Below are 26,286 nucleotides of genomic sequence, written 5' to 3'. Positions count from 1 at the left end.
GGCGAACACCGTCAGCGTCGTGGGCTCACCACCGGCGGAGGAGGAGGCCGCGGGGGCGGTGGAGGCCGCGGGGGCGGCCTGGCCGCCGGTGCCGCACCCGGAGAGACCAGCGGTCAGGGCGAGGGCGAGCGGGACCGTGACGGTCCACCGGGAAAGACGCCTGAACAACGGGGCTCCTTACTGGCTCGCCGCGCGGACGCGGTCGGGGATCTCCACGACGACGTTGGTGGACTTGATCACGGCGACCGCCACCACCCCCACCTCCAGGCCCAGCTCGTCGGCGGCCTGGCGGCTCATCAGCGAAACCACCCGGTACGGCCCGGCGGCGATCTCCACCTGGGCCATCACCGCGTCCCTGATCACCTCGGTCACGATCCCGCGGAAGCGGTTACGCGCCGAGGAGTGCCCCGAGCCGTTCTCTTCCTCGATCTGCGAACGCGCGAACGCCGCCAGGTCCGCACCCGCCACCGTCCGGTGGCCCTGCTCGTCCCGGCGGGCCGGGAGGCGGCCGGCGTCGACCCATCGGCGGACGGTGTCGGAGCTGACCCCGAGCAGCGCGGCGGCCTCACTGATCCGGAACGTCGTCACGACAACCACCATACCCTCGTATATTCCGGCCCTGATACCCATATTGCATGGCAATCACGCGATCGATCTGCGTATCGCTCTCGCATCTGCGATATCTGAGGTCGGCCCCCGACCAGCCGTGCCGGCAGCGCCGCGGGTCAACGCATCCAGCCGCGGGTCAACGCATCCAGCGGACGGCCTGCCGCTCGGTCAGGGCGGCGTACCTGCCGCCGAGCCGCATCAGCTCATCGTGGGTGCCCCGCTCGGCGATGCCGCCCGCCTCGACGACGAAGATCTGGTCGGCGTCGCGCACGGTGCTCAGCCGATGGGCGATCACGATGCGCGTCTGGGTCAGCCGGGCGAGGTTCTCCTCGATCGCGGCCTCGGTGGCGGTGTCGAGATGGCTGGTCGCCTCGTCCAGCAGCAGGACCCGCGGCCGGGAGAGCAGGGCGCGGGCGAGGGCGATCCGCTGGCGCTGGCCGCCGGAGAGGCCGCTGCCCTCGGTGAGCATCGTCTCGTATCCCATGGGCATGGTCATGATGTCGTCGTGGACACGGGCCAGCCTGGCCGCCGCCACCACCTGCTCCAGCGACGCGCCGGGAACGGTCAGGCCGATGTTCTCCCTGATGGTCCCGGTGAAGAGATGCGGCTCCTGGGTGACCACGCCGAACCGGCTGCGCAACCAGCGCGGGTCGAGTTCGGCCGCCGGCACCCCGTCGTAGCGGACCTCGCCCTCCACCGGCTGGTACAGGCCCAGCAGGACCCGCCCCAACGTGCTCTTCCCCGACCCGGAGGGTCCCACCAGGGCGATCTTCCGCCCCGGGCCGACAGCCAGGGACACGTGCCTGAGCGTCCACGGAGAACGCGGATCGAAGCGGAATCCCACATCCCGCAGCACCACCTCCCCGTGGAGGACCGGCAGCTTCCGGCCGCCCCGCTCGGGCTCGGCCTCGACGATGTCGGCCAGGCGCTCGAAGTGCGCCCCCGCCTCCTGAAGCTCCTGCAGGCTGGTCAGCAGCGAGGTCAGCGGGGTGAGGGCGGAGACGGCCAGCGCGTTGAGCGCGAGCATCGTCCCCAGGCTCAGCTCCCCGTCCAGCACCTGTGACGCGCCCACGAGCAGCAGCATCGCGGGACCGAGGATCCTGACCCCCGACAGGGCCGCGTCCAGGACCCCGCGCGTCAGTCCCAGGCGCATGTCGGCGTTCATCTGGGCCGTGAACATCCCGGACCACCGCTCCACCGCGCGCCACTCCGCGCTGGACGCCTTGAGCGTCTCGATCCCCCCGATGGACTCGATGAGACGGCCCTGAGTCGTGGCGGCGGCGGTCAGCCCGCGCCCGGTGAGATCCGTGATCCGCCTCCGGGTGGCCAGCAGCAGCACGACCTGGACGGCCGCCACCGCGGCCAGGCACCCTCCGAGGACGGGGTCGCGCAGCAGGATCAGGACCATGAAGACCACGGCCAGCGGGCCGTCGAGCAGCGCGGAGAGCAACTGGCCCGACATCATGGCCCGCAGGTTGGCCGCGCTCTGCGTGCGCATGACCAGGTCGCTCGTGCCGCGGACGGTGAAGAACCGGTAGGGCAGCGCGAACAGGTGGCCGATCACCCCCGCCGTGAGCTCGGTGTCGGCCCGCGCCCGCAGCACCAGCAGCACGGCGCTACGGAGGTAGCCGAGGACCGACTGGGTGAGCACAACGAAGCCGAGCCCCACCGCGAGGATCCGGACCAGGTAGTGGTCCTCACCGGGGAGGACCTCGTCGACGACGAGCGCGGTGAACGCCGGTACGACGAGGGCGAGCACCTGCAGCAGGAAGGAGGCCAGCAGCGCCTGGAGCAGCAGCCCGCGGTGGCGCGCCAGGGCGGCGCGGACCAGGTCCCGGCGCCACGGCCGGCGCTCCGGCGCCTCGACGCTGAACCCTGGGCCGGGCTCGAAGGCCAGGACGACCCCGGTGAACCCGGTGTCGAACTCCTCCGGCGTGAGCCTGCGCCGGCCGGAGGCCGGATCGACCACCTCGACGACGTCCGGACGCCAGCGCTCGACGACCAGGAAGTGGTTGAACTCCCAGTGCACGATGGAGGGGCCCGGCACCGCGGCGAGCTGCTGGGGAGTGAGGGAGAGGGCCTTGGTGCGCAGGCCGTACGACCTCGCGGCCTCCGCGATCGCGAACGCGGTCAACCCGTCCCTCGACACCTGGAGGTGCTCACCGACCTCGCGGACCGTCGTACGGCGCCCATGGTGGCCGAGGACCATCGCCAGGCAGGCCGCGCCGCAGTCGGCGACCGTGCTCTGCCGGATGACCGGCACCCGCCGCCTCATCGCCCCGCCCCGGACATTGTCCCCGTCATCGCCGTCCCCGTCATCGCCCCGGACCCGGTCACCGCGCCGGCCCGAGCACCGGCAGGATCCCGAGCAGCACCACGCCGGTCATCGACAGCGCGAGCAGTCCCACGTAGACCCACAGGCCGAGCAGGACCTTGCCGGGGACCGTGCGCAGATGCTCGACGCGCCGCCGGGAGGCCAGGTGGTGGTGGAGGGCCCTCTCCCGGAACGGAAGCCCGCTCACGTCCCGGTCCGCTCGGCCGTACCCCAGAACCACTCGATCTTCGCGGTGCTCCTGCGCCGCTCGACCCATTCGGCGAAGATCCTCCGCTCGGCCAGGTCACGGACGGCGTCGTCGAGGACGGCGGGCTCCACCGCCAGCACCTTGATCAGCAGCCGGCCCCCCTCGGTCTCGAAGGGCCCGGCCACCGTCCCCGGCTCGGCGCCGAAGACCAGGTCGGCCATGGCGGGGTCCAGTTCCTCCCTCCGCAGGGAGGCGAACACCTCCCCCGGCCTGGCCGTGCCGTCCGCGAACGCCCGCTCCACGCTCTCCAGGAATCCATCGGAATCCGGCACGTGCGGGCCGGCCCCGGCGTCGAGCACGACCTTCGCGACGCGGACGACGTCGAGCCCGCGACCGTGCTCGGCGAACCAGTCCTCGACGTGCCCGGAGGCCACCCGCGAGCGGAGCCGCGCCACCGACGCCTCGACCGCGACCAGCTCCTCCAGCTCGTCGTGGGAGACGCGGTTGCGGTCCATCCACGCCCGGGTCTCCCCGCCGGTCAGCAGCCCGCGCGCCCGGCGGAAGGCGTCCATCGCCCCCTGCAGCTCGGCGTCGGTCAGCGGCTCCGGCTCCTCCTCCATCACCTCGCGCACCAGGCTGTCGGTGACGAGGCGGTCGGCCAGCCGGGAGTCGTCCCAGATGAAGTCCAGGCAGGCGACGGCACGGGCCACGGAGGTCTCGACACCGTTGACCCGGAGCAGCAGATGCTCACCGGCCCGGTGCACCCCTCGCAGCGGCCAGGGCAGCGCCCGTTCGGGACACCAGGACAGGGAGACCGTGGCGCCGTCGCCCTCCTTGAGGAGCAGGGCGTGCTGGAGCGATCCGTCGTACTCCTCCCGCTGGCTGATCAGCCGTACCCGCACCTCGGGATGGGCCGCCCTGAACCCGTCCAGGTCCCGCTCCGCCGTACCGCCGCTGAGCAGGCCGACCGCGTCGGCGAGCATCCGCCCGTCCGCCATCACCTCACCCCGCTCATGAGCAGATCGCCGATCGCCGCGCCGATGGGCAGCCCGGTCGCGTCCTCGATCCAGAGGAACTGACCGTTCGGGTTGATCTCAAGGAAGACGTGGCGGCCGTCCGGGGTGAGGATCAGGTCGATCGCGCCGTAGGTCAGCCCGAGCCGCTCGACCAGTGCCGCGCACCGCACGGAGATCTCCTCGGGCAACTCGTGCGCCCGGATGGGCGTGGCCCCCGGGTCGTAGTGCCGCCAGTCGTAACGCGTGTGGTTGCTCACCTGGGAGTGGATCTCCGCGGCGAAGACCTCCTGCCCGACCACGGTCACCCGCAGCTCGACCCGCTTGGGCACGTAGGCCTGGACGATGACCGGGCAGAAGCGCAACGCGTCCGCGTGCGCGACGTCCGCCGTCGAGACGGGCGCCGCGAACCGGCCGAACCGCTCTCCGCCCGCCTCCAGCCGGTTGCCGTGCACCGGCTTGGTGATCACGCGCCCCTCATGACGGTCGTAGAAGTCGAGGAAGCTCTCGGGGTCGGTCGTGACCAGCGTCGCGGGCAGCTCGAAGCCCAGCCGCCGAGCCTGTTCGAGCTGGTACGGCTTGTGCCCGGCGCGGTCGATGACCGGCCGGGAGGCGGGGACCGTGAGGCAGTCGAGGCTGTCCCAGAGGCTCTCGGCCATGATCTGGCACTCCTCCTCGACGTAGGCGCGGGCGGCGACCCGCGGATGCGCCACCGGGCTCAGCGGCCGGCGGTACCAGAGCGCGGCCAGGTCGTCGAGGACGAGCCGCCGGCCGCCGGCGTCGAGCACGCGGCCGGTCGAACCGTCCCCGGAGTGGCTGATCTCCAGGGTGGCGGCGGTCGGGTAGGAGGCGGGGTCGAAGACGACGACGTCCGCGCCGGCGGCCGTGAGCGGTTTCACGACCCGGTCGGCGTGGTCGTCTCCGTCAGAGGTCAGGACGAGGATCATCGCTACGGCTCCCACGGGTCGTCGCTGCGGCCCGGCGCGGGGGCGCGGCGCGCGCGCCCCCGCGGCGGATCAGTTGCTGTCGCCGGAGGTGTGCGAGTGGTTGCCGTGGATCGTGATGACCTGGCTCTTCGCCCCACCGCTGACCTGGAGAAGCTGCCCCTCGTCGAGCTCGGGACCGAGAGCCGCGATGTCGTCGAGCGTGGTACGCGTCCTGCTCATATGTATCCCCCAACTTTCTGCCGGCCGGATCACACGGCGTGATCCGTCTCGCCGAGCAAATTAGGCGGGGAGAACGCGACGGGGCGTCCGCCGCGCGATTGATCCTCCGTCATCCTGGCAGCGGACAAGGGTGGGAGGCCCGGGACCGGCGCCGCGTCCCTCCGGGGGCCGGGTCCCCTCACCGGGTCACCACGGCTCTCCGGGCGCGAGTTAGCCTGGAACGGTGAGCATCACCGCTGGCAGCCACCCCTTGGGGCCCGAATCCGGCCGGCTCCTCGTGCATACGACCCGCACCGGACTGGGCGCGAAGGCCGGTCATGACCTCACCATCGAGGTCACCCGCTGGCGCGGCGACGCCACGGTCGACCCCGCCGACCCGGCAGGCTCCTCGGTGACCGTCGAGGCCGACGCCGAGTCGTTCGAGGTCCGGGAGGGGACCGGCGGCGTCAAGCCGCTCAGCGACTCCGACCGCCGGGAGATCAAGAGGATCCTCCAGGAGAAGATCCTCAAGGTCGAGCGCCACCCGACGATCACGTTCCGGTCGACGCGGGTCAGCGGGACCGCGGAGTCGTTCCGCGTCGAGGGCGATCTCACCATCGTCGGCGTCACCCGGCCCGTCACGGTGCAGGGCGCGCTGGCCGAGGGCCGCGTGCGCGGTTCGGCGGTCATCGCGCAGACCGGATGGGGGATCCGGCCCTACTCGGCGTTCTTCGGCACGCTCAAACTCAACGACGAGGTCGAGGTGCGGTTCGACGTCGGCCTCACACCGGAGCGGTGACCCGGCCGGGCTGAACCGGCCCGCACACGCTTGCGGGAAGGACGCGCGCTTCCGGGGAATCCGCACGTGCTTCCGGCGGACATGTGCTTCCGGGGAACACGTCCTTCCGGGGATGACGTGTGCGCTTCCGAGCGCGCCTGTGGAAAGGCGTGGGGCTTCCCCGCGCGCCTGAGGGAAAGGCGTGCGCCGCTGAGGCGGCGCCCTACAACCTCTCCACCCGGCGCAGGAACCCGCGCACGTCCAGGAAGTCGGCGAGCGGCCGGCGGTGCTCCTCGCAGGCCGCCCAGACCTTCTCCCGCTCCGGCGTGTGAATCCGGGGATTGTTCCAGATCACGGCATACGACGCCGCCGCCCGGCAGCCCTTCGCCGAGCAGACCGCCGGCTCCACCGGCTCCACCTGCTCGCTCATCCGCGGCGTCCCTCCGCCCGCGAGACGGCGACCCGGCGGTGCCGCCCGTAGGCCCTGACCGCCTGGAGAACCTCTGGCTGAAGCGTCGACTCGTCCACGGGCTCAGCCTGCCACGTCAGCGAGGAACCCGGCCACGGCGGGTCCGGGCGCGGTCCGGTGCGACGGCTCGGAGGCCGAGCCGGCCGCGCAGACCTGCGGCACGGCGCCGGGGCGCCCGGTCGTGTCCTACGCGGCCGGGTCTCCGGTCCAGACATCGACGAAATCGAGCATCGTCACGGGCGGCTCGGGCGGGCGGAAGCCCAGTGCCTGGGTGACCACCCGGTCGACGACCGGATGGAGGCGTTTGTCCACGAAATCGAGATAGGCCTCCTTGGACTCCCACACCTCCACGTAGCGCAGACCCTGATCGGTGTTGTGGGCGAGGTGAAGGATCATGCCGGGCTGCGAACCGGGCCCCAGCTCGTCCTTGATCCGGGCGTAGGTGTCGGGGCCGATCGGGACTTCGTAGGTGAACGCGTACGGCATCGCGACTCTTCCATAATTTGATCCGAGACTGTCTCGGATCAATAATGCGAGCATGACCGCTGACGACAAACGCGTCAAGAGGCGCTACGACACGAGCCTGCGACACGCGACCGCGGGCCGTACCAGGCAGGCCATCCTCGACGCGGCCACCGCGCTGTTCCTCGAGCGGGGCTACGCGACCACCACCATGGCCGCCGTCGCCAGGAGCGCCGGGGTCAACACCGACACCGTCTACGCCTCGGTCGGCGCCAAACCCGCGCTCTTCCGCCTCCTCGTCGAGGCGGCGATCTCCGGAGAGGACCACGCGGTGCCCGCTCCGGAACGCGACTACGTACGGGACATCCGGGCCCAGCCCGACGCGGCACGCAAGCTGGCCGTCTACGCGGCCGCGATGAGCCGGATCCACGCCCGGCTCGGGCCGCTGTTCGGCGTGCTGCAGACGGCCGCACCGGCCTCACCCGAACTCGCCGAGCTGTGGCACGAGATCGCGGAACGACGGGCCGCCAACATGCGCCTGCTGGCCGCCGACCTGGCGGCGACGGGCCGGCTGAGGGTCGAGGTCGAAGAAGCGGCGGACGTCATCTGGGCGACCAACTCCCCCGAGCTCTACCTTCTTCTCGTCCGCGACCGCCGGTGGACGCGTGAGCATTACGAGCGATGGCTCGCCGACTCCTGGTGCCGGCTCCTGCTCGCCTGATCCCCGGCCTCGCCGAGGGCGCCGTCGGCGTCGATCCGGTGCCGCGCCGGACGCGAGCGCCGCGGCAGCGGTGGGCGCGAGCGCCGCGGCAGCGGTGGGCCGGGCGGGGCGCGTCCGAGGAACGGGCCCCGCCCGGCGGCGGATCAGAGCTCGCCGCTCTCGATCGCCTGCTTGAGGGCCGCCTGCGTCTGCTGGTGGGAGGCGACGCCGTTCGTGACGACGAAATCGATCAGCGAGGTGTCCGCGTCGAAGGTGAGACGCTCGGTGACCTCGGTCTTCCCGTTGTCCAGCTCCTTGAAGAGGATCTTCTGGTGCGTGACGACGCCGGGCAGCGACCAGGTGTCCGTCTCGTACCTGAGGCCGGCGAGGTCAATGCGCTGTTGCGCGTGCGTCTTGCTGGTGACGATCGCGCCCTCGTACGGGATCTCTTCGATGGCCGTGAAATCGATGGTGCGCGTGCCGGCCTGAGACCGGTCGCCGTGGGTGACGACGCGCTTCAGGAACGAATGCATGCCGATGTGATGGTTGATATCCGAATACGCGGCGAACACGTGCTCCACCGGGGCGTCGATCTCGATGGAGATGCGGGCCTTGTCCCGGCTCCGCCCCGACCCCGGAAGGGGAGGGGGTGCGGAGTCGTAGAACCTGTGGGTGTCCCAGGCGGTCTGCCACTCGACGGCGAGTTCGGCGTCGCTCTCGGGGACGTCGGCACTGGCGGGGCCGGAGAACGCGGTGAGGACGAGGGCCGCGGCGAACAGCGGGGTAGCAAGAAGTCGAAGGAGCTTCTTCACATGTACCTCAAAAAGAGATGATAAGGACAAACGATCTTTTATCGCATCTCATCGTGATTTAGAACCCTCAGAGGGATTTAGACCCCTCGGCTCCGAAAATGCGTCCCGGCGAGGCGCCGGACCCTCGTCGGATCTACCGCTGTTCCGCGAGCCACTCGTCGAAGGTGGTCGGCGCGATGCGGGCGCCCTCGCCGGGCAGCAGCACGTTGCCGGCCATCGCCGGGCCGAACAGCGCCGACCACGTCGGCACGAGCTTCACCGCGCGGCCGCGCGCCTCGTTGCTGCGCCGGGCCATGTCCACCAGGTCCTGCGGTTCGGGCCCGGCGACATCGGCGTAACGCCCCTGCGGCTCGCCCACCGCGATCTCAGCGAGGATGCCGGCCACGTCCGCTGGCGCGATCGGCTGCACGAGCAGCGGCGCGATCGTGGCGACACCGTCCCGCTCGGTCCAGCTCGCCACCATCGCGGCGAAGTCGTGGAACTGCGTGGCCGGGACGATCGTCCACGGCACCGGCCCCGCGGCCACGAGGCGCTCCTGCTCCCGCTTGCCGGCGTAGTGCGCGTTGCCCTCGACGCGGTCGATCCCGACGATCGAGAGCAGCACATGGTGACGGACACCGGCCCGCTCCTCGGCGGCGAGCAGGTTCCGCGTGGTGGTGCCGAGGTACGCCACCGTCCCGGCCCGGTCGGTCACCGGCCCGTTGGTCGCGTCGACGACCGCCTCGACACCGGCCAGGGCGTCGTCGAGCCCGTCACCGGTCGTCAGGTCCACGCCGAGGGAGCGGCTGACGCGTACGACGTCGTGTCCGCCCCGTTCGAGGGCGGCGACAGTGAGGGCCCCGATGTTCCCCGTCGCGCCGGCGACTGCGATCCGCATGATGATCTCTCCTTCTCTCGCTGTCGAGCAGACGGTATCATGGACTAAACGGGTCCATAATATCTGCGATAGACTCGGGACCGTGAAGCTGCCTGTGAGCACCGAATGGGTTCTGCACTGCGCCACGACGCTGGCACAGCTCGATCCGGGAGCCAGCGCGTCGGCGGCACAGCTCGCGCAGTACTACGACCTCCCGGTGGCCTATCTCACCAAGCAGCTGAAGGCGCTCGTCAGAGCCGGCCTGCTGGCCGCGACCACGGGCCCGCGGGGAGGATTCCGGCTCGCGCGACCCGCCTCCGAGATCACACTCCTGCAGATCGTCGAGGCCGTCGACGGCACGTCCTCGCCGTACGAGTGCCGTGAGATCCGCCAGCAGGGACGGGGGGCGCTGTCCCCGGAGGAGTGCCGCCGCACTTGCATCCTCGCCGAGAAAATGGCCGACGCGCACGAGGCGTGGCGGCGCAGCCTCGCCGGGGTCACCCTCGCCGGCATCCTCGCCGCGCTGCCCCCGTCGGCGCCGTCCCGCACCCGGCTGCGCCTGACGGGGACGGCGGAGCCCGTCCACGGCTCTTCGGGACATCAGTAGCTGAAGGCGGTCGCGCCCTCGTCGCCGATCCACTGCCACAGGCGCGGCAACCGCCGGTTCGACGGCCGTTCCTGTCGTAGGCGGTTGCTAGCCTCCGGCCATGTTGAAGGTCGGGGATACCGCAGCCGTGCTCCTGCCGCTGGGGGGATACGGTGCCTGCCAGGTGAGCGGGATCGACGCCGACGGCTGGGTGACGGTGTGCGTGCTCGACTGGTGCTCCGACGCGATGCCCACGCTGGACGATCTGTCCTCGGCGGGTCCCCTGCTCCGCGACCACCACAGCTGGTCGGCGGAACCGGAAGCCCTCAGGATCGACGGCTCCGATGCCCCACCGCCTGATTTCGTATGGCTCGGACAGCTGCCGATTCACCCGGACGTCCCGCGCGAGATCGATTCCTTCGGTGGCTGGGAAGGCCTGCCGCTGCAGATCGTCTACCAGCGGCGATGGGATCTGCAGGTGCCCGCGGAGGCCAAGGCGGCCTACAAGGACTCCGCCAGAGGCCCGGTCGTGGTCGATCTCGGTGACGCGCCGCGGACCATGGACGCCACGACGTCGAGTATCGACCTTCCGGCTCACCTCGCGGAGGTCCGCTGGTCGGGCCTGGACGCGCTGCCACGTCTGACCGGCCTGAGATGGTCGGGAGCCGATCGCGGTCTCTCCGAGGCCGTCGCCGGCCGACCCATGATCCAGTCTCTGATCTGGGACGACCCACCGGCCGTCGTGGATCTGAGCACGACGCACCTGACCGAGCTCGCCATCTGGGGCGCCGGGCTGCGGCACCTCCGTCTCCCGCCCGGCCTGATGGGTCTCCGGCTGACCGCCGAGCCACCCGAGGTCGTCGAGGCGGCCGAGGAGGGCCGATGGATCCAGCTCACCATGACCTCACCCGCTCCCGTCCCGAGCGGCCTGCGCGGGATCCGTGACCTCGACCTGCGGGTGACAGGCGACCTGTCCATGGCCGCGCTGGGCGCCCTGACCGACCTGGAGTCGTTGCAGATCTGGTGGTCCCGACCGTACGGCCGGCTGCTGGACGCCGCCGACCCGGGCCGACTGCAGCGGTTGCACACCCTGCGGCTCACCGACGCGTACGGCGTCGACGCCTCCTCCCTGCCGCTCCCCGCGCCGTCCCTGCGCCGTCTGAACCTGGCGGGGATCCGGCGCAGCCAGGTCAGACCGATCAAAGCCCGCTACAAGGACGCGCCCGTGTGCGTGACCATCCGGGGCGCCAAGTCCGACGCCTGGCTGGCTGCCAATGTCGACAACCCGCTGCGCGACTGGGTCGATGACGACGAACGGGCAGGCAATGCCGCGTGCAAGGCCTACGCGTCCGCACTCCGCGCCGTCGAACGCCTGCCTGCCTGCGATCCCGCCAGAGCGGCCGGCGCGCGGCCGATCCTCCAGAGCCTCGTCGAGAGACTCAACGCGATCGACGGACGCTACGAGATCATCGACACGGTCAGACGGGAGGAGGCCGCGGACGCGTTCTTCGAGCTGGCACGGCGCGCCGGTGTCCCGGACTCCGAGACGGCCGCCTGGTTCGACGAGTGGCGCGACTTCTAGGACCGTGGCAGCCGGGCGGTGGCAGACGGAGCGCCAGGAAGCAGGTGTGCGTGACGCGGAGCCGGCCCCGCCACGACACCGGCTCCTGGCCCCGCTGAACCGCCGCTCATGTCGTGCGTGGTAATGGCCGACGGACACGAAATACTTCGCCTTTATCACCCTTTGAGGCATAATAACGACACGTCCGTATTGAGCGGCGGTGGACGCAAAGGGAACGGGCCACAGGTGAGCGCTGAACCAGCCGGGCTCCACTTCTCCGTCCTGGGCCCGCTGATGGTGACCCGCGAGGGAGCACGACTCGACCTCGGGGGCGCCCGTGTCAAAGCCCTGGTCGCCACACTGCTCATCGCGCAGGGCAAGATGGTGACGACCGACCGCATCGTCGACGCGGTATGGGGAGAACAGGCCCCGAACAGCGGCATGGTCACCCTGTATTCGTACATCAGCAAGTTGCGGAAAGTCCTGGAACCGGACCGGCCTCCACGTACGGCCACGGGCCTCCTCGACCGCCAGGGTCCGGGCTACGTCCTGCGTGTCAGGCCGGAATCGGTGGACTCGGAACGCTTCGCCGCTCTGGCGGAGCGCGGCGCGAGACTGCTGTCCGACGATCCGGCGGCGGCGGCGGAAAGCCTCGCGACCGCGCTCGGGCTGTGGCGCGGCCCCGCCTACGCCGACCTCGGCGGCTCCGACGTGGCGAGCGCCGAGATCGCCCGGCTGGAGAACGCCCGGCTGGCCGCCCGCCAGGACCATGCGGCGGCCCGCCTGGCGATGGGCGCGGCCGTCCAGGCAGTGGGCGAACTGGAGTCGCTGGTCCGCGAGCACCCCCTGGCGGAGCGGTCCTGGGAGCTGCTCGCGCTCGCCCTGTACCGGAACGGGCAACAGGGGGACGCCCTGGCCACCCTCCGCGCGGCGCGCGAGCGGCTGATCGAGGAACTCGGTGTGGACCCCGGCCCCTCGCTGCGCGCCATGGAGGCGGCGGTGCTCCGGCAGGACCCGGCCCTGGACCTGCGTGCCCCGAAGGAGGCGGCGACGGTCACCGAGCCCGCCGAGCCGAGGGAGCCCGCCCGCCCGCGGCTTCCGGCGCCGCTGACCCGCCTCATCGGACGTGACGCCGCCGTGGGCGCGGTGAAGGACCTGCTCGCCGCGGACCGGCTGGTGACGATCACCGGTCCCGGCGGCACCGGCAAGAGCCGCATGGCCCTGGAGATCGCCCGGGAACACCCGGACGGGGACGGCCCGTGGCTGGCCCTCCTCGCCGACGTGACGGACGCGGGGCTGCTGCCGGCCACGGTCGGCGCGGCGATGGGTACGGCCATCACGGGCAGCACCGACCACCTCGCCGCGTCGATCGGCGACCGGGAGACCCTGCTGGTCCTCGACAACTGCGAGCATCTGGTCGACGCGGTCGCGCCGCTGGCGGAGACGTTGCTGTCGCGCTGCCCCGGCCTGCGGCTGCTCGCCACGAGCCGGGAGCCGCTGGGCGTCGCAGGAGAGACGACCTGGGACCTGCCGCCGCTGGACCCCGGCGGGGCGGCCGTCGAGCTTTTCCTGGAGCGGTCGCTCGCGGTCCGTCCGGACCGGCGCCCACGGCACGACGAGCGGGAGCTGATCTCCCGGATCTGCCGGGAGCTGGACGGCCTCCCCCTGGCCATCGAGCTCGCGGCGGCCCAGACCCGGGTCCTGTCCCTCGAACAGATCGCCGACGGGCTCCACGACCGGTTCGCGTTGCTGGCCACCGGCCCCCGTACCGCCCCGGCGCGCCATCGGAGCCTGGAGGCGGCCATCGCGTCAAGCGTGCGCCTGCTCACCTCGCCCGAGAGGGAGCTGCTGGGCTGCCTGAGCCTCTTCGAGGGCGGGTTCGATCTGGAGGCGGCCGAACGGGTGGCGGGGCCGCCGGCGGTGACGCACAGGCTGGGCGGCCTCGTCGCCAAGTCGCTGGTCACTGTGGACGGCTCCGCCGTACCCCGGCGTTACCGGATGCTGGAGACCATACGGCAGTACGCCCTCCGCACCCTGTCCGGCGACGAACGGGCCCGGTGGGCCGGCCGCCATCTCGCGTGGGCGGTGGAGCTGGCCGAGACGGCCGGACGGCGTCTGCGCACCTTCGACGGGGAGCTGTGGCTGCGCAGACTCCGGCACGAGCAGGCGAACACGCGGGCCGCTCTCGGCCACGCCCTGGCCACGGGCGACGGGGACTCCGCGCTGCGCATCGCCAGCGCGCTGTCGTGGTTCTGGTACCGCAACGGCGACGTGCACGAAGGCATCGCACGGCTGTCCGAGGCCCTCGACCGCGCAGGCGCCGACCATCCCGCGAGGGGGCAGGCGCTGATCGGGCGGGCGCTGCTCCGCTACCTGGCGGGCGACCCGTTCGCAGGGAACGACGACGTCGAGCTGGCGCTGCGGCAGGCCGAGGCCATCGGCGAGGTCGAGGTCATGGCCCGCGCCCTGCCGTACCGGGCGTACTTCCTCCAGCTCAGCGGCGACCCGAGCCAGGCGCAGCTCGCGCTCACCGAGGGCTGGACGCATGTCCGGGCGGCGGGGCTGACCTGGGTCGAGGCCGAACTGATGATGGTGCGCGGGCAGATCACCAGGGTGGCGGGCGATCCGTTGCTCGCCGCCGGGCAGCTCGTGCAGGCCGCCGACATCGCCCAGGCCTGCGGCCACGACTGGGCGTACTGCTCCTCGGGCTGGATCGGGGCGAAGGTCGCCATGGACCTGGGCGACGCCGGTCGCGCGGTGCAGCAGGCGGCCCGCCTGGTCGTGCACCTCGACCGCATGCAGGACATGACCTCCTGGCTGGCCTGTGCCCACGTGCTCGCCGGAGCCCTTGGCATGGCCGGCCGGGCGGTGGACGGCGCGGTGCTCCTCGGCACGGTCTCGGCCATCGGTTCCCGGATGGGCTACTCCCCCGAGCTCATGGACCCGCTGGACGGCCCCCGGAACGTGGCCGCCGTGCGCGCCACCCTCTCTCCGGAGGCGTACGACGAGGCGACGGCCATGGGGGCGAGCCTCACGAAGGAGGACGCCACCGCGATGGCGCGCCGCCTCATCGTGACCGCCCCGGGCGACGACGGCCGGCGGACGGTCCTGCGCCACGACCGTTCCTGAGCCCCAGTCCGTGCGGCGAGCATGCCGGCCGGAGCTCGATGGGATTCCTTATGGATAATCCAGAACGGAACCAGTGGCTACCCTGGAGGTATGACCGCCATGGCACCCGCCCGTACCGCGCCGGATCTGTCGTTCCTGCTGGACCACGCCGGCCACGTCCTGAGAACCCAGATGGCGTCGGCGCTCGCCGAGATCGGACTGACGGCACGCATGCACTGCGTGCTGGTTCACGCCTTGGAGGAGGAGCGCACGCAGATCCAGCTCGCCGAGATCGGCGACATGGACAAGACCACGATGGTGGTCACCGTCGACGCCCTGGAGAAGGCGGGGCTCGCCGAGCGCCGCCCGTCGAGCACAGATCGGCGGGCCCGGATCATCGCGGTCACCGAGAAGGGCGCGGAGGTCGCGAGGCAGAGCCAGGAGATCGTCGACAGCGTGCACAAGGCCGCCTTGGGCGCGCTGCCCGGAAACGAGGGCGAGGCGCTCGTGCGAGCCATGAACCGCCTGGTGACGGGGCATCTGGCCACCCCCGTCGAGGCGCCTCAAGGGGTACGGCGGGCACGGCAGCGCACAAAGTAAGTCCATAGAGGATCGTCTACAACAAAACTATCTGCTACGGTCACTCCTGTTCCCTTCCGAACAGGAGCCGACGATGTCGCACACCCCACCTTCCCTTCGACCGACCCGCACCGGCACGCCCCGGTCGCGCCGGCTGGCGCTGACCGTGCTGTCCGCCGCGATGCTGATGACGATCCTGGACGGCAGCATCGTGACCGTGGCGATGCCGGCCATCCAGCGGGATCTGGGCTTCTCGCCCGCCGGGCTCAGCTGGACCGTCAACGCGTACCTGATCGCTTTCGGCGGGCTGCTGCTCCTGGCCGGCAGGCTGGGCGACCTCGTCGGCCGTAAAACCATGTTCCTGGCAGGCAACGCGGTCTTCACCGCCGCGTCGCTGCTGGCCGGAGCGGCCACCGGCCCCGGCATGCTGATCGCCGCCCGGTTCCTGCAGGGCGTCGGCAGCGCCATGGCCTCCGCGGTCGTCCTGGGCATCCTGGTGACGTTGTTCACCGGGGCCGAGGAGCGCGCGAAGGCGATCGGCGTCTTCAGCTTCACCGGCGCGGCCGGGGCCTCGATCGGCCAGGTCCTGGGCGGGGTCCTCACCGACGCCCTCAGCTGGAACTGGATCTTCTTCATCAACCTGCCGATCGGGCTGGCCACGATCGTGCTGGCGATCCGGGCACTGCCGGACGAGCGCGGGGCCGGACTCGCCGCCGGGGCCGACATCATCGGCGCCGTGCTGGTCACCGACGGGCTGATGCTGGGCATCTACACCGTGGTCAAGATCGAGCAGTACGGCTGGCTCGCGGCGCACACCCTCGGCCTCGGCGCGGTGTCGCTCGCCCTGCTGACCGCGTTCGTCGCCCGTCAGGCGACCGCCGAGACCCCGCTGATGCCACTGCGGATCTTCCGCTCGCGCAACGTCTCCGGCGCCAACCTGGTCCAGATGCTGACGCTGTCGGCCATGTTCGCCTTCCAGATCATCGTCGCGCTCTACATGCAGAAGGTCCTCGGCTACGGCGCGCTCGCCACCGGTCTGGCGATGCTTCCCGCGGCGGTGGCCATCGGCGGCGTGTCCCTGTCCGTCTCCGCCCGGCTCAACACCCGCTTCGGCGAGCGGGCCGTCCTGCTGACGGGCCTGGCGCTGCTGCTCGGGGCGATGGGCTGGCTCACCCGCGTCCCGGTGAACGCGGACTACGTCACCGACCTGCTCCCGGTGATGCTGCTCATCGCGGGTGGCGGGCTGGTGCTCCCCGCGCTGACCACGCTCGGCATGTCCGGCGCCCGGGCCGACGACGCGGGCCTGGCCTCCGGGCTGTTCAACACCACCCAGCAGATCGGCATGGCCATCGGCGTCGCGGTGCTGTCCACGCTGGCCGCCTCGCGTACCGAGGAGCTGCTGTCGGCCGGCAGCGACGAGGCGGCCGCGCTGACCGGCGGCTACCACCTGGCCTTCGGCATCGCCGCCGCGCTGCTCGTCGCGGCCTTCATCGTCGCGCTCATCGTGCTGCGGCAGCCCAGGCCGGGCACAGCCGGCCGGAACGCGGCCCTTGCCGAGCCGGCGGGCCGGTGAACCGGGGTCCCGTGTGCGGCTCGACTGCTCGCGGGCGACGGGGAACGGGCCCTCAGGAGTTCCGGTGGCCGGTGCCGTCGTCGGGCAGGGAGTCCAGCCAGCGGATGAGGCGGCTCCCCTCGCGGGTCATGATCTCCGGGTCGCGCAGGGCGTTGGCCAGCAGCGACATGCCCTGGTAGGCGCCGACGAGCGTGAGCGCGAGGTTGTCGGGGTCGGACAGTCCCAGCTCGCGGAACTGGCGTTCCACCCAGTCCAGCAACAACCGGATGACCCTGCCCGCCTCCAGGTCCATGCCTCCCTCGGCGCGTTTGTCGAGTTCGACGGCCAGGGTACCGGTGGGGCAGCCGTAGCGGGCCGCCACGTCGCGCTGGCCCACCCACAAGCCGACCAGGGCCTTGAGGCGTTCGAGCGGGGAGGGGAGCTTGTCGAGCTCGCCGGTGAGTTCCGCGAGGTGCCCGGAATGCTCGGCCAGGGCGGCCTGGACCAGCGCGTCCTTGGTCTTGAAGTAGTAGTACACGTTTCCGACGGGAACGCCGGCGGCGTGGGCGATGTCGGCGATGGTGGTGCGCTCCACGCCCTGCTGGTGCAGGACCCGGGCGGCGGCGGCCATCAACTGCCGCCGCTTGTCGGCCCCCCGCGTCCGGGTCTTCGTTGAGTCAGACACCTCACTGACTATAGACATGCGACCGCCGTACTGTGCTACCGTCCAACTAAGTCATTCAACTAACTAACTAGGGATCGACATGATCGTGGTAACAGGAGCGACCGGGAACGTCGGGCGGACGCTGGTGCGGTTGCTGACGGAGGCGGGCGAGCCGGTGACGGCCGTGTCGCGGAACATCACCGGGTCCGACGTGCCGCGGGGAGTGCCTGCCGTTGCCGCCGACCTGGCCGACCCGGCGAGCCTGCGGCCGGCCCTCGACGGCGCCGACGCGATGTTCCTGCTGATCTCCGGCAACCTCACGGCGGCCGTCGGCGACCCGAGCGGCGTCGTCAGCGACCTCCTCGACGACGCGAAAGCCCGGGGAGTCGGACGGATCGTGCTGCTGTCCTCTCAGGGAGTCGCGACCCGACCGGATTCGCCCTCCCACGGGAGCATGGGACAGTCCGTCGAGGACGCCGTCCGGCGGTCGGGCATGGACTGGACGATCCTGCGGCCCGGCGGCTTCGCCTCCAACGCCTACGCCTGGGCCGAGTCGGTCCGCACCCGGCGGACCGTCGCCGCTCCGTTCGGTGACGTCGGCCTGCCGTTCATCGACCCGGCCGACATCGCCGAGGTCGCCGCCGCGGCCCTGCGCGTGGACGGTCACGCGGGACAGGTCTACGAGTTGACCGGGCCCGCCCTCACCACGCCCCGGCAACGCGCCGAGGCGATCGGTGACGCGGTCGGCGAGCCGGTCCGGTTCATCGAACAGACCCGGGAGGAGGCGCGCGCGCAGATGCTGGAGTTCATGCCCGAGCCCGTGGTCGAGACGACCCTGGCCATCATCGGCGAGCCCACCCCCGCCGAGCAGCGCATCAGCCCCGACGTCGAGCGGATCCTCGGCCGCGCGCCCCGCGCCTTCGCCGACTGGGCCCGGCGCAACGCCGCCGCCTTCCGGTAGGGCCGGCACCCGCGCCGCCGGCATCGGCCGAGGCGTCCTCGGGGCGGTTGCCGTCACCCCACCGCGCTTGCCCGAGCGTCGGCGGTGACGTCGGACGATGACCGCGTCTCCCGCCTCACCTCCGACATCTCCCGCTTCACCCCCGACGAAAGTCGGGGGTGACCGATGTCGATCGTGCGATACGACCCTCCCCTCCCGCTTCCTATGGTCGTCCCGTACGGAACAGTGAACGGAGGACATCGTGAGGAAGTTGGCGGCCTGTGTCGGCCTGTCCGGCGTGACCCTGGCGTCGTTGGCCCTGGCGTCCGCGGCGGCTGCCGCTCCACCCGGCGGAGCCCTCGACGCGACCGCCGTCGACAGCTACATGAACGACTATCTGGAACGGACCGGCCTGCCCGGGGCCGTGGTCGCGGTCACCAGAGGTGACCAGGTCATACGTGCCGCCGGATACGGGCACGACGCCGACGGCAGGGCCCTCACGGCGGGGACGCCGATGCCGGTGGCCTCACTCTCCAAGTCCTTCACCGCCCTGGCGGTGATGCAACTGGTCGAGGCGGGCAAGGTGAACCTGGACGCACCGGTGCGTCACTATCTGCCCGAGTTCGAAATGGCGGACCCACGGGCCGGCAAGATCACTGTACGGCAGCTGCTGAACCAGACCTCGGGCATGGCCGACTCCGCCTTCCCCGACCTGACCCTGCCACAGTCCGACACGCTGGCCGGCGCCGTCGCCAGGATGCGCGGCGCGAAGCTGTCCGCCGAGCCGGGCACCAAGATGAACTATCACAACCCCAACTACTTCGTCGCCGCACGGCTGGTAGAGGTCGTGAGCGGGGTTCCGTTCGCGGACCACATGTCCGGCGAAGTGTTCGGGCCGCTCGGCATGAGGGCCAGCAGCACGGTCGACACCACCAAGGACATGCCGGGCGGCGCCAAGGGCTACATCCGCGCCTACGGCCAGGTGATCCCGCGTTCCCATCCTTACTGGTTCGCCAACGGAAGCCAGGGCGTCGTCACCACGGCCGGCGACCTGACCCGCTGGTTGATCATGCAGAACGGCAAGGGCAGGAGCGCGGACGGCCGGCAGATCGTCTCCCCCCGGAGTATCGAGACCATGCGGGAACCCGCCAAGGGCAGCAGCTACGGAATGGGGTGGTCGACCAACAAGCCCGGACAGGGTCCCGTGCGGATCCAGCACACCGGCTGGCTGCTCACCCACAACGCCATGCAGACCCTGCTCCCCGCCGGCGGCTACGGCATCGCCGTCGTCACCAACACGGGGATGAGCCTCGAAGACGACAGCGCGCTCATCACACAGGGCCTGGTGGATCTGACCGAAGGCAAAGCCCCGGAACCCACCTCGCCCTTCACGATGACCACCGACCTCGTGCTCGCGGCCCTCACGTTCCTCGCCCTCGCGCTCGGCGTGCTGGGCGTCCTGCGTTCACGGTCCTGGGCCGGGCGAACGACAGGGCGGCCGTTGTGGCGGGTCGTCCTGCGGCTGGTGCCGTACACGCTCCCTGTCGCGATCTTCGCCGCGCTCGCCGACCTGTTCGGGCTCCTCCTCAACCGGGCGGGCACCATGGATCAGATCACCTACGTCTGGCCCGCCCTCTACGTCTGGCTCGGGACGACCGCTCTGGCAAGCGCCGCAGTGATCACGGCGCGTGGCTTCCACACGGTCCGAGCACGCCGTCGACCAGCCGGTATCACGTCCGACGACTCCCCCGTCGCCGCCGGCGCCGGCCGAGTTCGACGGTGATGCCGGGCTGCCGTCGTGCGCCCGTGGGGGCCGGCGCCGTCGTCAGTCCCACATCCCGTATACGGCGGTGCGGTCCCGGAGCGTTCCGGGAATCCCCGGTGTCAACACCAGCCGCCGCCGTCCGTGATGGAAGAGCTCACGTCCACGTCGTAGTCGTCGCCGCCCTCCTCCGGGAACCACACCGAAAGGTCGCCGGTATGCAACCGCCTGCCCCGCGCGCTCGAAAGCAAGGTCAGGAAGAGCGCGGCGCGGCTCGCAACACGTCGAGTTCCTCGTTCATAGCGTCGAGAAAGGCGGCCACGGCGTGCAACTCCTCCGGACTGAAACGCCGCAGGGCGTTGTCCGTGCTACGGCCGAGCGGGCGGAAGAAGGCCGCGGCGAATTCCTGCGCCGCGTCGAGGTAGTGCAGGTGGACCACGCGCCGGTCGTGTACGTCACGGACCCGGCGGATGTGCCCGGCCCGCTCCAGCCGGTCGAGGCACGCGGTGATGGCACCCGACGTGAGGTTCAGCTCCTCCCGCAACCGGCTTGGAGTGATCGGCGACGGCGCGTCGAAGATCTTGATGAGGGCCTGGACGTCGGTGGTGTGCAGCCCGTGCTCATGGGCGAACTCGTGGGCGATGCGGTTGAACTCGGCGGTCATCCGGCGCAGCCGTACCGCGAAGGAGTGCAGGTCGATGCCCCCCTGGTTATCGCCGTTCATGCCGTCATGCTACATTAACTCAACAATTGAGTATCTTAATAATCGAGTTATATGGCATCACGGAAAGGCGATCTCATGGCGCGGCAACCGATCCGCTGGCTCGTTCCGGCGCTGCTGGTGCTGGTCTGGCTGGCCGTCGGCGGAGGGCTGGGGCCGTTCGCCGGCAAGCTCACAGAGGTGTCCACCAACGACCAGGCCGCTTTCCTGCCGCAGAGCGCGGAGTCGACGCGCGTGCTGGAGGTGCAGGAGAGTTTCCGCGAGGGCGAGACGCAGCCGCTCATCGTGGTGTGGACCGCGGACGGGAAGAGCATCACTCCCGAGCAGAGCGCCGCGGCGACCCGGACGCTCGCCTCGCTGCGCGGCACGGCGGGCGTCGTCGGGACGCCCACCCCCGCCATCGGATCGGACGACGGCAAGGCGCTGCAGGGCGTGGTCCAGCTCGGCGCCGACCTGGAAGGCTCGCTCGGGGAGAGCCTGGACCGGATCGGCTCGGCGCTGGCGGTCGACGGCCTGCGCGCTCAGCTGGCGGGACCGGCGGCCACCCGGGCCGATCTGTCCGACGCTTTCGCCGGGATCGACGGCCTGCTGCTCGGGGTGGCGCTGATCACCGTGTTGATCATTCTGCTGGCGGTGTACCGGAGCGTGCTGCTGCCGCTCGTCATCATCATCGGTGCGGTCTTCGCACTGGGCCTGGCATGCGCCGTGGTGTACTTCCTGGCCGACCGCGACATCGTCCGGGTCGACGGCCAGGTGCAGGGCATCCTGTTCATCCTGGTCATCGGCGCGGCCACCGACTACGCGTTGCTGCTGACCGCCCGCTTCCAGGAGGAACTGGCCGCGACCGGCGACCGCTTCGCAGCGGGCCGCGTCGCGCTGCGACGCTCGTTCGAGCCGATCGTCGCCAGTGCCGCCACGGTGGCACTGGCCCTGCTCGCACTGCTGCTCAGCAACCTGACCAACAACCGCGCGCTCGGCCCGGTGGGCGCCATCGGCATCGCGTGCGCCGCCCTCAGCGCGCTCACCTTCCTGCCCGCGACTCTCGTCCTGCTGGGGCGCGCCGCCCTGTGGCCGGCGAAGCCGCGGCCGGCCGACGCCAAGGCCCGTGGGATCTGGGGCCGCGTGGCCGCCCTGGTCGACCGCCATCCGCGCCGGCTCTGGATCGTGACCGTCCTGCCCCTCATCGGCCTCGCCCTCTTCGCGCCGCAGCTGAACGCCAGAGGCGTGCCGCTGGACGAGACATTCGTGAACGACGCGCCGTCGGTGGCGGCCCAGGCGGCGCTGAGCGAGCACTTCCCCGGAGGCTCGGGGCAGCCCGCGGTCATCGTCGCTCCGGTCGAGCGTGCCGCGGCCGTGGAGAAGGCGGCCGGCGGCGTCGAGGGAGTGTCCGATGCCTCCGCGGTGACCCGGAGCGGACGGCCGGGCGACACCCCCAAGGTCGTCGACGGACGCGTGCTGGTGGAGGCGACGTTGCGCGACGCGCCGGACAGCGACGCCGCCCAGGACACGGTCAAGCGCCTGCGCGCCGCGCTCGCCTCCGAGAGCGGCGTCATGGTCGGCGGGTACAGCGCCCAGCGATACGACACGACAGAGACCGCGAAGAACGACACGCTGCTCATCGTCCCGGTCGTCCTGGCGATCATCCTGCTCATCCTGATCGTCCTGCTGCGCTCGCTGATGACGCCCGTGCTCCTGGTGGTCACCGTGGCACTGAACTTCCTGGCCACCCTCGGCGTCTCCACGCTGGTCTTCACGCACGTGTTCGGATTCACCGGAAGTGACGCGTCCGTGCCGCTGTACGGCTTCGTCTTCCTGGTCGCGCTGGGCGTGGACTACAACATCTTCCTCATGTCCAGGGTGCGCGAGGAAACCGCGCACCACGGGGCGCAGGAGGGTGTGCTGCGCGGGCTCGTCACCACCGGCGGGGTGATCACTTCGGCGGGCGTCGTGCTCGCCGCCACCTTCGCCGCGCTGGTGGTGATCCCCCTGGCCTTCCTCGCGCAGATAGCCTTCATCGTCGCCTTCGGCGTCCTGCTCGACACCTTGGTGGTGCGGTCCCTGCTGGTCCCGGCGCTGGTACGGGACCTGGGCCCGCGGGCCTGGTGGCCCAGCCGCCTGGGCCGTTCCGAGGTACGGCAGGCGTCCCGGGAACTGACCGGAGCGCCGAAGTAGGCGCCCGGCCCGGGTGACGGCCGCGGCCCCCTATGTGGCGAGGCCGCGGCCGTCGAGGCGTTCGAGTTCGACGTGGACGTCCTCGACATCGGATGCATCAGCGAACGGATCCTTCACAAGGGCAGCCGTCACCGACTTCGAACCGCTGCCCTTCGACGGCGACGCCGCCGCCCGCTACGGGACCCTGGTGGCCCTGTCGTCGTCAAGCACAACGAAATCAGCGCTGCTGTCACGGCTCCGCCGGGTCCTGCCGGACCGTTCCGGTCTGGCAGGACCCTGTCCTCATGTCGGTGACCGAGTCCGCCGCCGTGACCGGCGGCACCGCGTGCCTGAGCGGACCGTCCCGGCGGGAGCCCGGACCGGCGTGAACCTCTCCAGCCGTTTCCAGGGCGCGGAGGTTTCCGAAACCGGTCGTTGACCGACGACACGCCACGCCACGCTATAAGAGGGCAAACACCGCCTGAGACGACATAAGACTTGGATCATTTGTTGTCTTGAATCGTTCGTTTTTATGGGGATAAGTTGGCGCCATGATCGCATCCCTGCCCCCGACCACCGCCGAGGAGCTACGCGGGGCCGGCCTGCGTGTGACGGCCGCCCGCGTCGCGCTGCTCGAGACGGTCCGGGACGGTGACCACCTCGATGTCGAGACGATCGCCTCCGGGGTGCGCGATCGCGTAGGTCACATCTCCCTCCAAGCCGTGTATGAGGCCCTCTACGCGCTCACCGCGGCGGGGCTCGTTCGCCGCATCGAACCGGCCGGCAGCCCGGCCCGGTTCGAGGGACGGGTCGGGGACAACCACCACCACGTCGTGTGCCGGTCGTGCGGTGCAGTCGCCGACGTCGACTGCTCGGCCGGCGAAGCGCCCTGCCTGACCGCTTCCGACGACCACGGCTTCTCGATCGACGAGGCAGAGGTCATCTACTGGGGCCTGTGTCCCGGCTGTTCCACCCCCCACGGTGCCTGAGCACAGTGATCAGCTGTCCGGAAGGATTCCCATGTCCGAGAACCATGATGCAATCGTCACAGACGCGAAGACGGAGGGCGGAAGCGGCTGCCCGGTCGCGCACGAGCGCGCCTCGCACCCGACTCAGGGCGGCGGAAACCGCCAGTGGTGGCCGGAGCGGCTCAACCTGAAGATCCTCGCCAAGAACCCCGCCGTGGCCAATCCACTCGGTGAGGGGTTCGACTATGCCGAGGCGTTCAAGAGCCTCGACCTCGCGGCCGTGAAGCGGGACATCGCGGAGGTGCTGACGAGCTCGCAGGACTGGTGGCCGGCCGACTACGGCCACTACGGCCCGTTCATGGTCCGGATGGCGTGGCACAGCGCGGGCACCTACCGGATCAGCGACGGCCGCGGCGGCGCCGGGGCCGGCCAGCAGCGCTTCGCCCCCCTCAACAGCTGGCCGGACAACGGGAACCTCGACAAGGCGCGCCGCCTGCTGTGGCCGGTCAAGAAGAAGTACGGCCGGCAGCTCTCGTGGGCCGACCTCCTGATCCTCACCGGCAACGTCGCCCTGGAGTCGATGGGCTTCACGACCTTCGGCTTCGCCGGCGGTCGTGAGGACGTCTGGGAGCCCGAGGAGGACGTCTACTGGGGCCCCGAGTTCACCTGGCTCGACGACCAGCGCTACACCGGCGACCGGGAGCTCGAGAACCCTCTCGGCGCGGTCCAGATGGGCCTCATCTACGTCAACCCGGAGGGCCCGAACGGCAACCCGGACCCGCTCGCCGCGGCCCGCGACATCCGTGAGACGTTCCGCCGGATGGCGATGAACGACGAGGAGACGGCCGCCCTGATCGCGGGCGGTCACACCTTCGGCAAGACCCACGGCGCCGGCCCGGCGGACCACGTCGGCGCCGACCCCGAGGCCGCCCCGCTCGAGGACCAGGGCTTCGGCTGGAAGAACACCTACGGCACCGGCAAGGGCGGCGACACGATCACCAGCGGTCTTGAGGGTGCGTGGACGAACACCCCGGTGACGTGGGACAACAGCTTCCTTGAGATCCTTTATGGCTACGAGTGGGAGCTGTCCAAGAGCCCCGCCGGCGCGCACCAGTGGAAGCCGAAGGACGGCGCCGGGGCCGGTACCGTCCCCGACGCCCACGACCCGTCGAAGAGCCACGCCCCGACGATGCTGACGACCGACCTCGCGCTCCGCGTGGACCCGGTTTACGAGCAGATCACGCGACGCTGGCTCGAGAACCCCGCCGAGTTCGCGGACGCCTTCGCCCGGGCGTGGTTCAAACTGACCCACCGCGACATGGGCCCGGTCGTGCGCTACCTCGGCCCGGAGGTCCCGGCCGAGACGCTGCTGTGGCAGGACCCCCTCCCGGCGGTGACGCACGAGACCGTCGACGCCGCGGACATCGCCTCCCTCAAGGGCCAGGTCCTCGCCTCGGGCCTGTCGGTGTCCCAGCTCGTGTCCACCGCGTGGGCGTCGGCCTCGTCCTTCCGCGGCAGCGACAAGCGCGGCGGCGCCAACGGTGCGCGCATCCGCCTCGAACCGCAGAGCGGGTGGGAGGTCAACGATCCCGACCAGCTGGCGACCGTGCTGCGCACCCTGGAGGGGATCCAGGAGTCCTTCAACGCCGACCGGACCGACGGCAAGCGGGTCTCGCTCGCCGACCTGATCGTGCTCGCCGGTGGTGCGGCCGTCGAGCGGGCCGCCAAGGACGCCGGCTTCGACGTCGAGGTCCCCTTCACGCCGGGCCGTGTGGACGCGTCGCAGGAGCAGACCGACGTGGAGTCGTTCGCCGCGCTCGAGCCGACCGCCGACGGGTTCCGCAACTACCTCGGGAAGGGCAACCGGCTGCCGGCTGAGTACCTGCTGATCGACCGGGCGAACCTGCTGACCCTGAGCGCCCCCGAGATGACGGTCCTCGTCGGTGGCCTCCGCGTCCTGGGCGCGAACTACCGGCAGGCACCGCTCGGCGTCCTCACCACGACCCCTGGGACGCTGACCAACGATTTCTTCGTCAACCTGCTCGACCTGGGCACGACGTGGAAGGCGACATCCGAGGACGCGAACACGTTCGAGGGTCGCGACGCCGCCACGGGCGAGGTCAAGTGGACCGGCAGCCGTACCGACCTCGTCTTCGGGTCGAACTCCGAGCTGCGCGCGCTCGCGGAGGTCTACGCGAGTGACGACGCGAAGGAGAAGTTCGTGAACGACTTCGTCGCGGCGTGGCACAAGGTGATGAACCTCGACCGGTTCGACCTCGCCTGATCAGGGCGTCCAGGTCGGCCCTCACCGGCCGACCTGGACCCGGG

24 protein-coding genes are annotated in these 26,286 nt (G+C 71.0%); 12 read left to right on the top strand and 12 right to left on the bottom strand.

The annotated features are described in order from the left end of the window. Positions 1-177: 177 nt before the first annotated feature. The 6 genes from CA984_RS09830 to CA984_RS45975 all read right to left on the bottom strand — a co-directional run bounded on the left by CA984_RS09830 (position 178) and on the right by CA984_RS45975 (position 5,310). Positions 178-588, bottom strand: coding sequence for a TOBE domain-containing protein (locus CA984_RS09830; protein ID WP_086570473.1), 411 nt, complete (start codon positions 586-588; stop codon positions 178-180). Between the two features lie 157 nt (positions 589-745). After that, entirely contained in the window at positions 746-2,872 is a 2,127-nt protein-coding gene (locus tag CA984_RS09825; protein WP_242675842.1) for a peptidase domain-containing ABC transporter, read from the bottom strand. A 70-nt stretch (positions 2,873-2,942) separates the two neighbouring features. Next, complete coding sequence (locus CA984_RS09820; protein ID WP_133061597.1) at positions 2,943-3,131, bottom strand: hypothetical protein; 189 nt, start codon at positions 3,129-3,131, stop codon at positions 2,943-2,945. Next, positions 3,128-4,129 (bottom strand): TIGR04500 family putative peptide maturation system protein, encoded by a 1,002-nt coding sequence (locus tag CA984_RS09815; protein WP_086570456.1) that lies wholly within the window; start codon positions 4,127-4,129, stop codon positions 3,128-3,130. The genes CA984_RS09820 and CA984_RS09815 overlap by 4 nt, the downstream gene beginning before the upstream one ends. Continuing rightward, on the bottom strand, positions 4,129-5,091 hold the full coding sequence (locus CA984_RS09810) for an MvdC/MvdD family ATP grasp protein (protein WP_086570455.1): 963 nt from the start codon (positions 5,089-5,091) through the stop codon (positions 4,129-4,131). Before CA984_RS09810 ends, CA984_RS09815 begins: the two co-directional genes overlap by 1 nt. 69 nt (positions 5,092-5,160) lie before the next feature. Further along, the gene (locus CA984_RS45975) at positions 5,161-5,310 is read right to left on the bottom strand and encodes a hypothetical protein (RefSeq protein ID WP_156055948.1); all 150 of its coding nucleotides are present in this window, start codon (positions 5,308-5,310) and stop codon (positions 5,161-5,163) included. A 223-nt stretch (positions 5,311-5,533) separates the two neighbouring features. On the opposite strand from CA984_RS45975, the gene CA984_RS09805 reads away from it, so the two are divergent. Continuing rightward, entirely contained in the window at positions 5,534-6,088 is a 555-nt protein-coding gene (locus tag CA984_RS09805; RefSeq protein WP_086570453.1) for a YceI family protein, read from the top strand. 202 nt (positions 6,089-6,290) lie between these two features. Here CA984_RS09805 and CA984_RS09800 read toward each other — a convergent pair whose 3' ends face one another. Together CA984_RS09800 and CA984_RS09795 are read right to left on the bottom strand one after the other, a co-directional pair. Beyond that, positions 6,291-6,497: a hypothetical protein gene (locus CA984_RS09800; RefSeq protein ID WP_086570451.1), complete on the bottom strand. Its 207-nt coding sequence runs from the start codon at positions 6,495-6,497 to the stop codon at positions 6,291-6,293. 225 nt (positions 6,498-6,722) lie between these two features. Continuing rightward, on the bottom strand, positions 6,723-7,022 hold the full coding sequence (locus tag CA984_RS09795; RefSeq protein WP_086570449.1) for a hypothetical protein: 300 nt from the start codon (positions 7,020-7,022) through the stop codon (positions 6,723-6,725). A gap of 52 nt (positions 7,023-7,074) precedes the next feature. Between CA984_RS09795 and CA984_RS09790 the strand changes: the two genes are divergently transcribed. Then, positions 7,075-7,719 carry a TetR/AcrR family transcriptional regulator gene (locus CA984_RS09790; RefSeq protein ID WP_086570446.1) on the top strand — a complete coding sequence of 215 codons (645 nt, stop codon included), beginning with the start codon at positions 7,075-7,077 and terminating at the stop codon, positions 7,717-7,719. Positions 7,720-7,862: 143 nt separating this feature from the next. On the opposite strand, the gene CA984_RS09785 is transcribed toward CA984_RS09790, so the two are convergent. Further along, positions 7,863-8,510, bottom strand: coding sequence for an SRPBCC family protein (locus tag CA984_RS09785; protein WP_086570444.1), 648 nt, complete (start codon positions 8,508-8,510; stop codon positions 7,863-7,865). 133 nt (positions 8,511-8,643) lie between these two features. Then, positions 8,644-9,387 (bottom strand): SDR family oxidoreductase, encoded by a 744-nt coding sequence (locus CA984_RS09780; protein ID WP_086570442.1) that lies wholly within the window; start codon positions 9,385-9,387, stop codon positions 8,644-8,646. Between the two features lie 82 nt (positions 9,388-9,469). Here CA984_RS09780 and CA984_RS09775 point away from each other — a divergent pair, with 82 nt between their 5' ends. The 5 genes from CA984_RS09775 to CA984_RS09755 all read left to right on the top strand — a co-directional run bounded on the left by CA984_RS09775 (position 9,470) and on the right by CA984_RS09755 (position 16,773). After that, on the top strand, positions 9,470-9,973 hold the full coding sequence (locus CA984_RS09775) for an RrF2 family transcriptional regulator (protein WP_086570440.1): 504 nt from the start codon (positions 9,470-9,472) through the stop codon (positions 9,971-9,973). A 100-nt stretch (positions 9,974-10,073) separates the two neighbouring features. Beyond that, entirely contained in the window at positions 10,074-11,534 is a 1,461-nt protein-coding gene (locus CA984_RS09770) for a hypothetical protein (protein WP_086570438.1), read from the top strand. A gap of 225 nt (positions 11,535-11,759) precedes the next feature. Continuing rightward, the gene (locus CA984_RS09765; protein WP_165781184.1) at positions 11,760-14,642 is read left to right on the top strand and encodes an AfsR/SARP family transcriptional regulator; all 2,883 of its coding nucleotides are present in this window, start codon (positions 11,760-11,762) and stop codon (positions 14,640-14,642) included. A gap of 90 nt (positions 14,643-14,732) precedes the next feature. Then, positions 14,733-15,221 (top strand): MarR family winged helix-turn-helix transcriptional regulator, encoded by a 489-nt coding sequence (locus CA984_RS09760; protein WP_086570434.1) that lies wholly within the window; start codon positions 14,733-14,735, stop codon positions 15,219-15,221. A 73-nt stretch (positions 15,222-15,294) separates the two neighbouring features. After that, positions 15,295-16,773, top strand: coding sequence for a DHA2 family efflux MFS transporter permease subunit (locus CA984_RS09755; RefSeq protein WP_086570432.1), 1,479 nt, complete (start codon positions 15,295-15,297; stop codon positions 16,771-16,773). 52 nt (positions 16,774-16,825) lie between these two features. On the opposite strand, the gene CA984_RS09750 is transcribed toward CA984_RS09755, so the two are convergent. Beyond that, the gene (locus CA984_RS09750; protein ID WP_242675841.1) at positions 16,826-17,437 is read right to left on the bottom strand and encodes a TetR/AcrR family transcriptional regulator; all 612 of its coding nucleotides are present in this window, start codon (positions 17,435-17,437) and stop codon (positions 16,826-16,828) included. A 79-nt stretch (positions 17,438-17,516) separates the two neighbouring features. On the opposite strand from CA984_RS09750, the gene CA984_RS09745 reads away from it, so the two are divergent. Beyond that, on the top strand, positions 17,517-18,377 hold the full coding sequence (locus CA984_RS09745; RefSeq protein ID WP_086570430.1) for an SDR family oxidoreductase: 861 nt from the start codon (positions 17,517-17,519) through the stop codon (positions 18,375-18,377). 241 nt (positions 18,378-18,618) lie between these two features. After that, positions 18,619-20,139, top strand: coding sequence for a serine hydrolase domain-containing protein (locus CA984_RS09740; protein WP_207620801.1), 1,521 nt, complete (start codon positions 18,619-18,621; stop codon positions 20,137-20,139). 232 nt (positions 20,140-20,371) lie between these two features. On the opposite strand, the gene CA984_RS09735 is transcribed toward CA984_RS09740, so the two are convergent. Beyond that, complete coding sequence (locus tag CA984_RS09735; protein ID WP_086570428.1) at positions 20,372-20,842, bottom strand: MarR family winged helix-turn-helix transcriptional regulator; 471 nt, start codon at positions 20,840-20,842, stop codon at positions 20,372-20,374. A gap of 75 nt (positions 20,843-20,917) precedes the next feature. On the opposite strand from CA984_RS09735, the gene CA984_RS09730 reads away from it, so the two are divergent. The 3 genes from CA984_RS09730 (at position 20,918) to katG (ending at position 26,242) form a co-directional block, all read left to right on the top strand. Continuing rightward, complete coding sequence (locus tag CA984_RS09730) at positions 20,918-23,011, top strand: MMPL family transporter (RefSeq protein ID WP_086570426.1); 2,094 nt, start codon at positions 20,918-20,920, stop codon at positions 23,009-23,011. Positions 23,012-23,541: 530 nt separating this feature from the next. Further along, the gene (locus tag CA984_RS09720; RefSeq protein ID WP_086570424.1) at positions 23,542-23,979 is read left to right on the top strand and encodes a Fur family transcriptional regulator; all 438 of its coding nucleotides are present in this window, start codon (positions 23,542-23,544) and stop codon (positions 23,977-23,979) included. A gap of 31 nt (positions 23,980-24,010) precedes the next feature. Continuing rightward, a complete protein-coding gene (gene katG, locus CA984_RS09715; protein ID WP_086570423.1) occupies positions 24,011-26,242 on the top strand; it encodes a catalase/peroxidase HPI in 2,232 nt (743 codons plus the stop codon). Positions 26,243-26,286 lie beyond the last annotated feature (44 nt).

The organism is Streptosporangium minutum (genome assembly GCF_002149035.1).
Lineage (GTDB): Bacteria > Actinomycetota > Actinomycetes > Streptosporangiales > Streptosporangiaceae > Streptosporangium > Streptosporangium minutum.
The sequence above is the reverse complement of the archived record's forward strand: the minus strand, read 5'-3'. Positions and strand labels throughout refer to the sequence as shown.

Bases quoted from the DNA above. Each gene is read 5' to 3' on its own strand.
- CA984_RS09815 (WP_086570456.1), bottom strand. From the start codon at position 4,129: ATGGCGGACGGGCGGATGCTCGCCGACGCGGTCGGCCTGCTCAGCGGC.
- CA984_RS09810 (WP_086570455.1), bottom strand. From the start codon at position 5,091: ATGATCCTCGTCCTGACCTCTGACGGAGACGACCACGCCGACCGGGTC.
- CA984_RS45975 (WP_156055948.1), bottom strand. From the start codon at position 5,310: ATGAGCAGGACGCGTACCACGCTCGACGACATCGCGGCTCTCGGTCCC.
- CA984_RS09800 (WP_086570451.1), bottom strand. From the start codon at position 6,497: ATGAGCGAGCAGGTGGAGCCGGTGGAGCCGGCGGTCTGCTCGGCGAAG.
- CA984_RS09795 (WP_086570449.1), bottom strand. From the start codon at position 7,022: ATGCCGTACGCGTTCACCTACGAAGTCCCGATCGGCCCCGACACCTAC.
- CA984_RS09790 (WP_086570446.1), top strand. From the start codon at position 7,075: ATGACCGCTGACGACAAACGCGTCAAGAGGCGCTACGACACGAGCCTG.
- CA984_RS09780 (WP_086570442.1), bottom strand. From the start codon at position 9,387: ATGCGGATCGCAGTCGCCGGCGCGACGGGGAACATCGGGGCCCTCACT.
- CA984_RS09770 (WP_086570438.1), top strand. From the start codon at position 10,074: ATGTTGAAGGTCGGGGATACCGCAGCCGTGCTCCTGCCGCTGGGGGGA.
- CA984_RS09760 (WP_086570434.1), top strand. From the start codon at position 14,733: ATGACCGCCATGGCACCCGCCCGTACCGCGCCGGATCTGTCGTTCCTG.
- CA984_RS09755 (WP_086570432.1), top strand. From the start codon at position 15,295: ATGTCGCACACCCCACCTTCCCTTCGACCGACCCGCACCGGCACGCCC.
- CA984_RS09745 (WP_086570430.1), top strand. From the start codon at position 17,517: ATGATCGTGGTAACAGGAGCGACCGGGAACGTCGGGCGGACGCTGGTG.
- CA984_RS09735 (WP_086570428.1), bottom strand. From the start codon at position 20,842: ATGAACGGCGATAACCAGGGGGGCATCGACCTGCACTCCTTCGCGGTA.
- CA984_RS09730 (WP_086570426.1), top strand. From the start codon at position 20,918: ATGGCGCGGCAACCGATCCGCTGGCTCGTTCCGGCGCTGCTGGTGCTG.
- CA984_RS09720 (WP_086570424.1), top strand. From the start codon at position 23,542: ATGATCGCATCCCTGCCCCCGACCACCGCCGAGGAGCTACGCGGGGCC.
- katG (WP_086570423.1), top strand. From the start codon at position 24,011: ATGTCCGAGAACCATGATGCAATCGTCACAGACGCGAAGACGGAGGGC.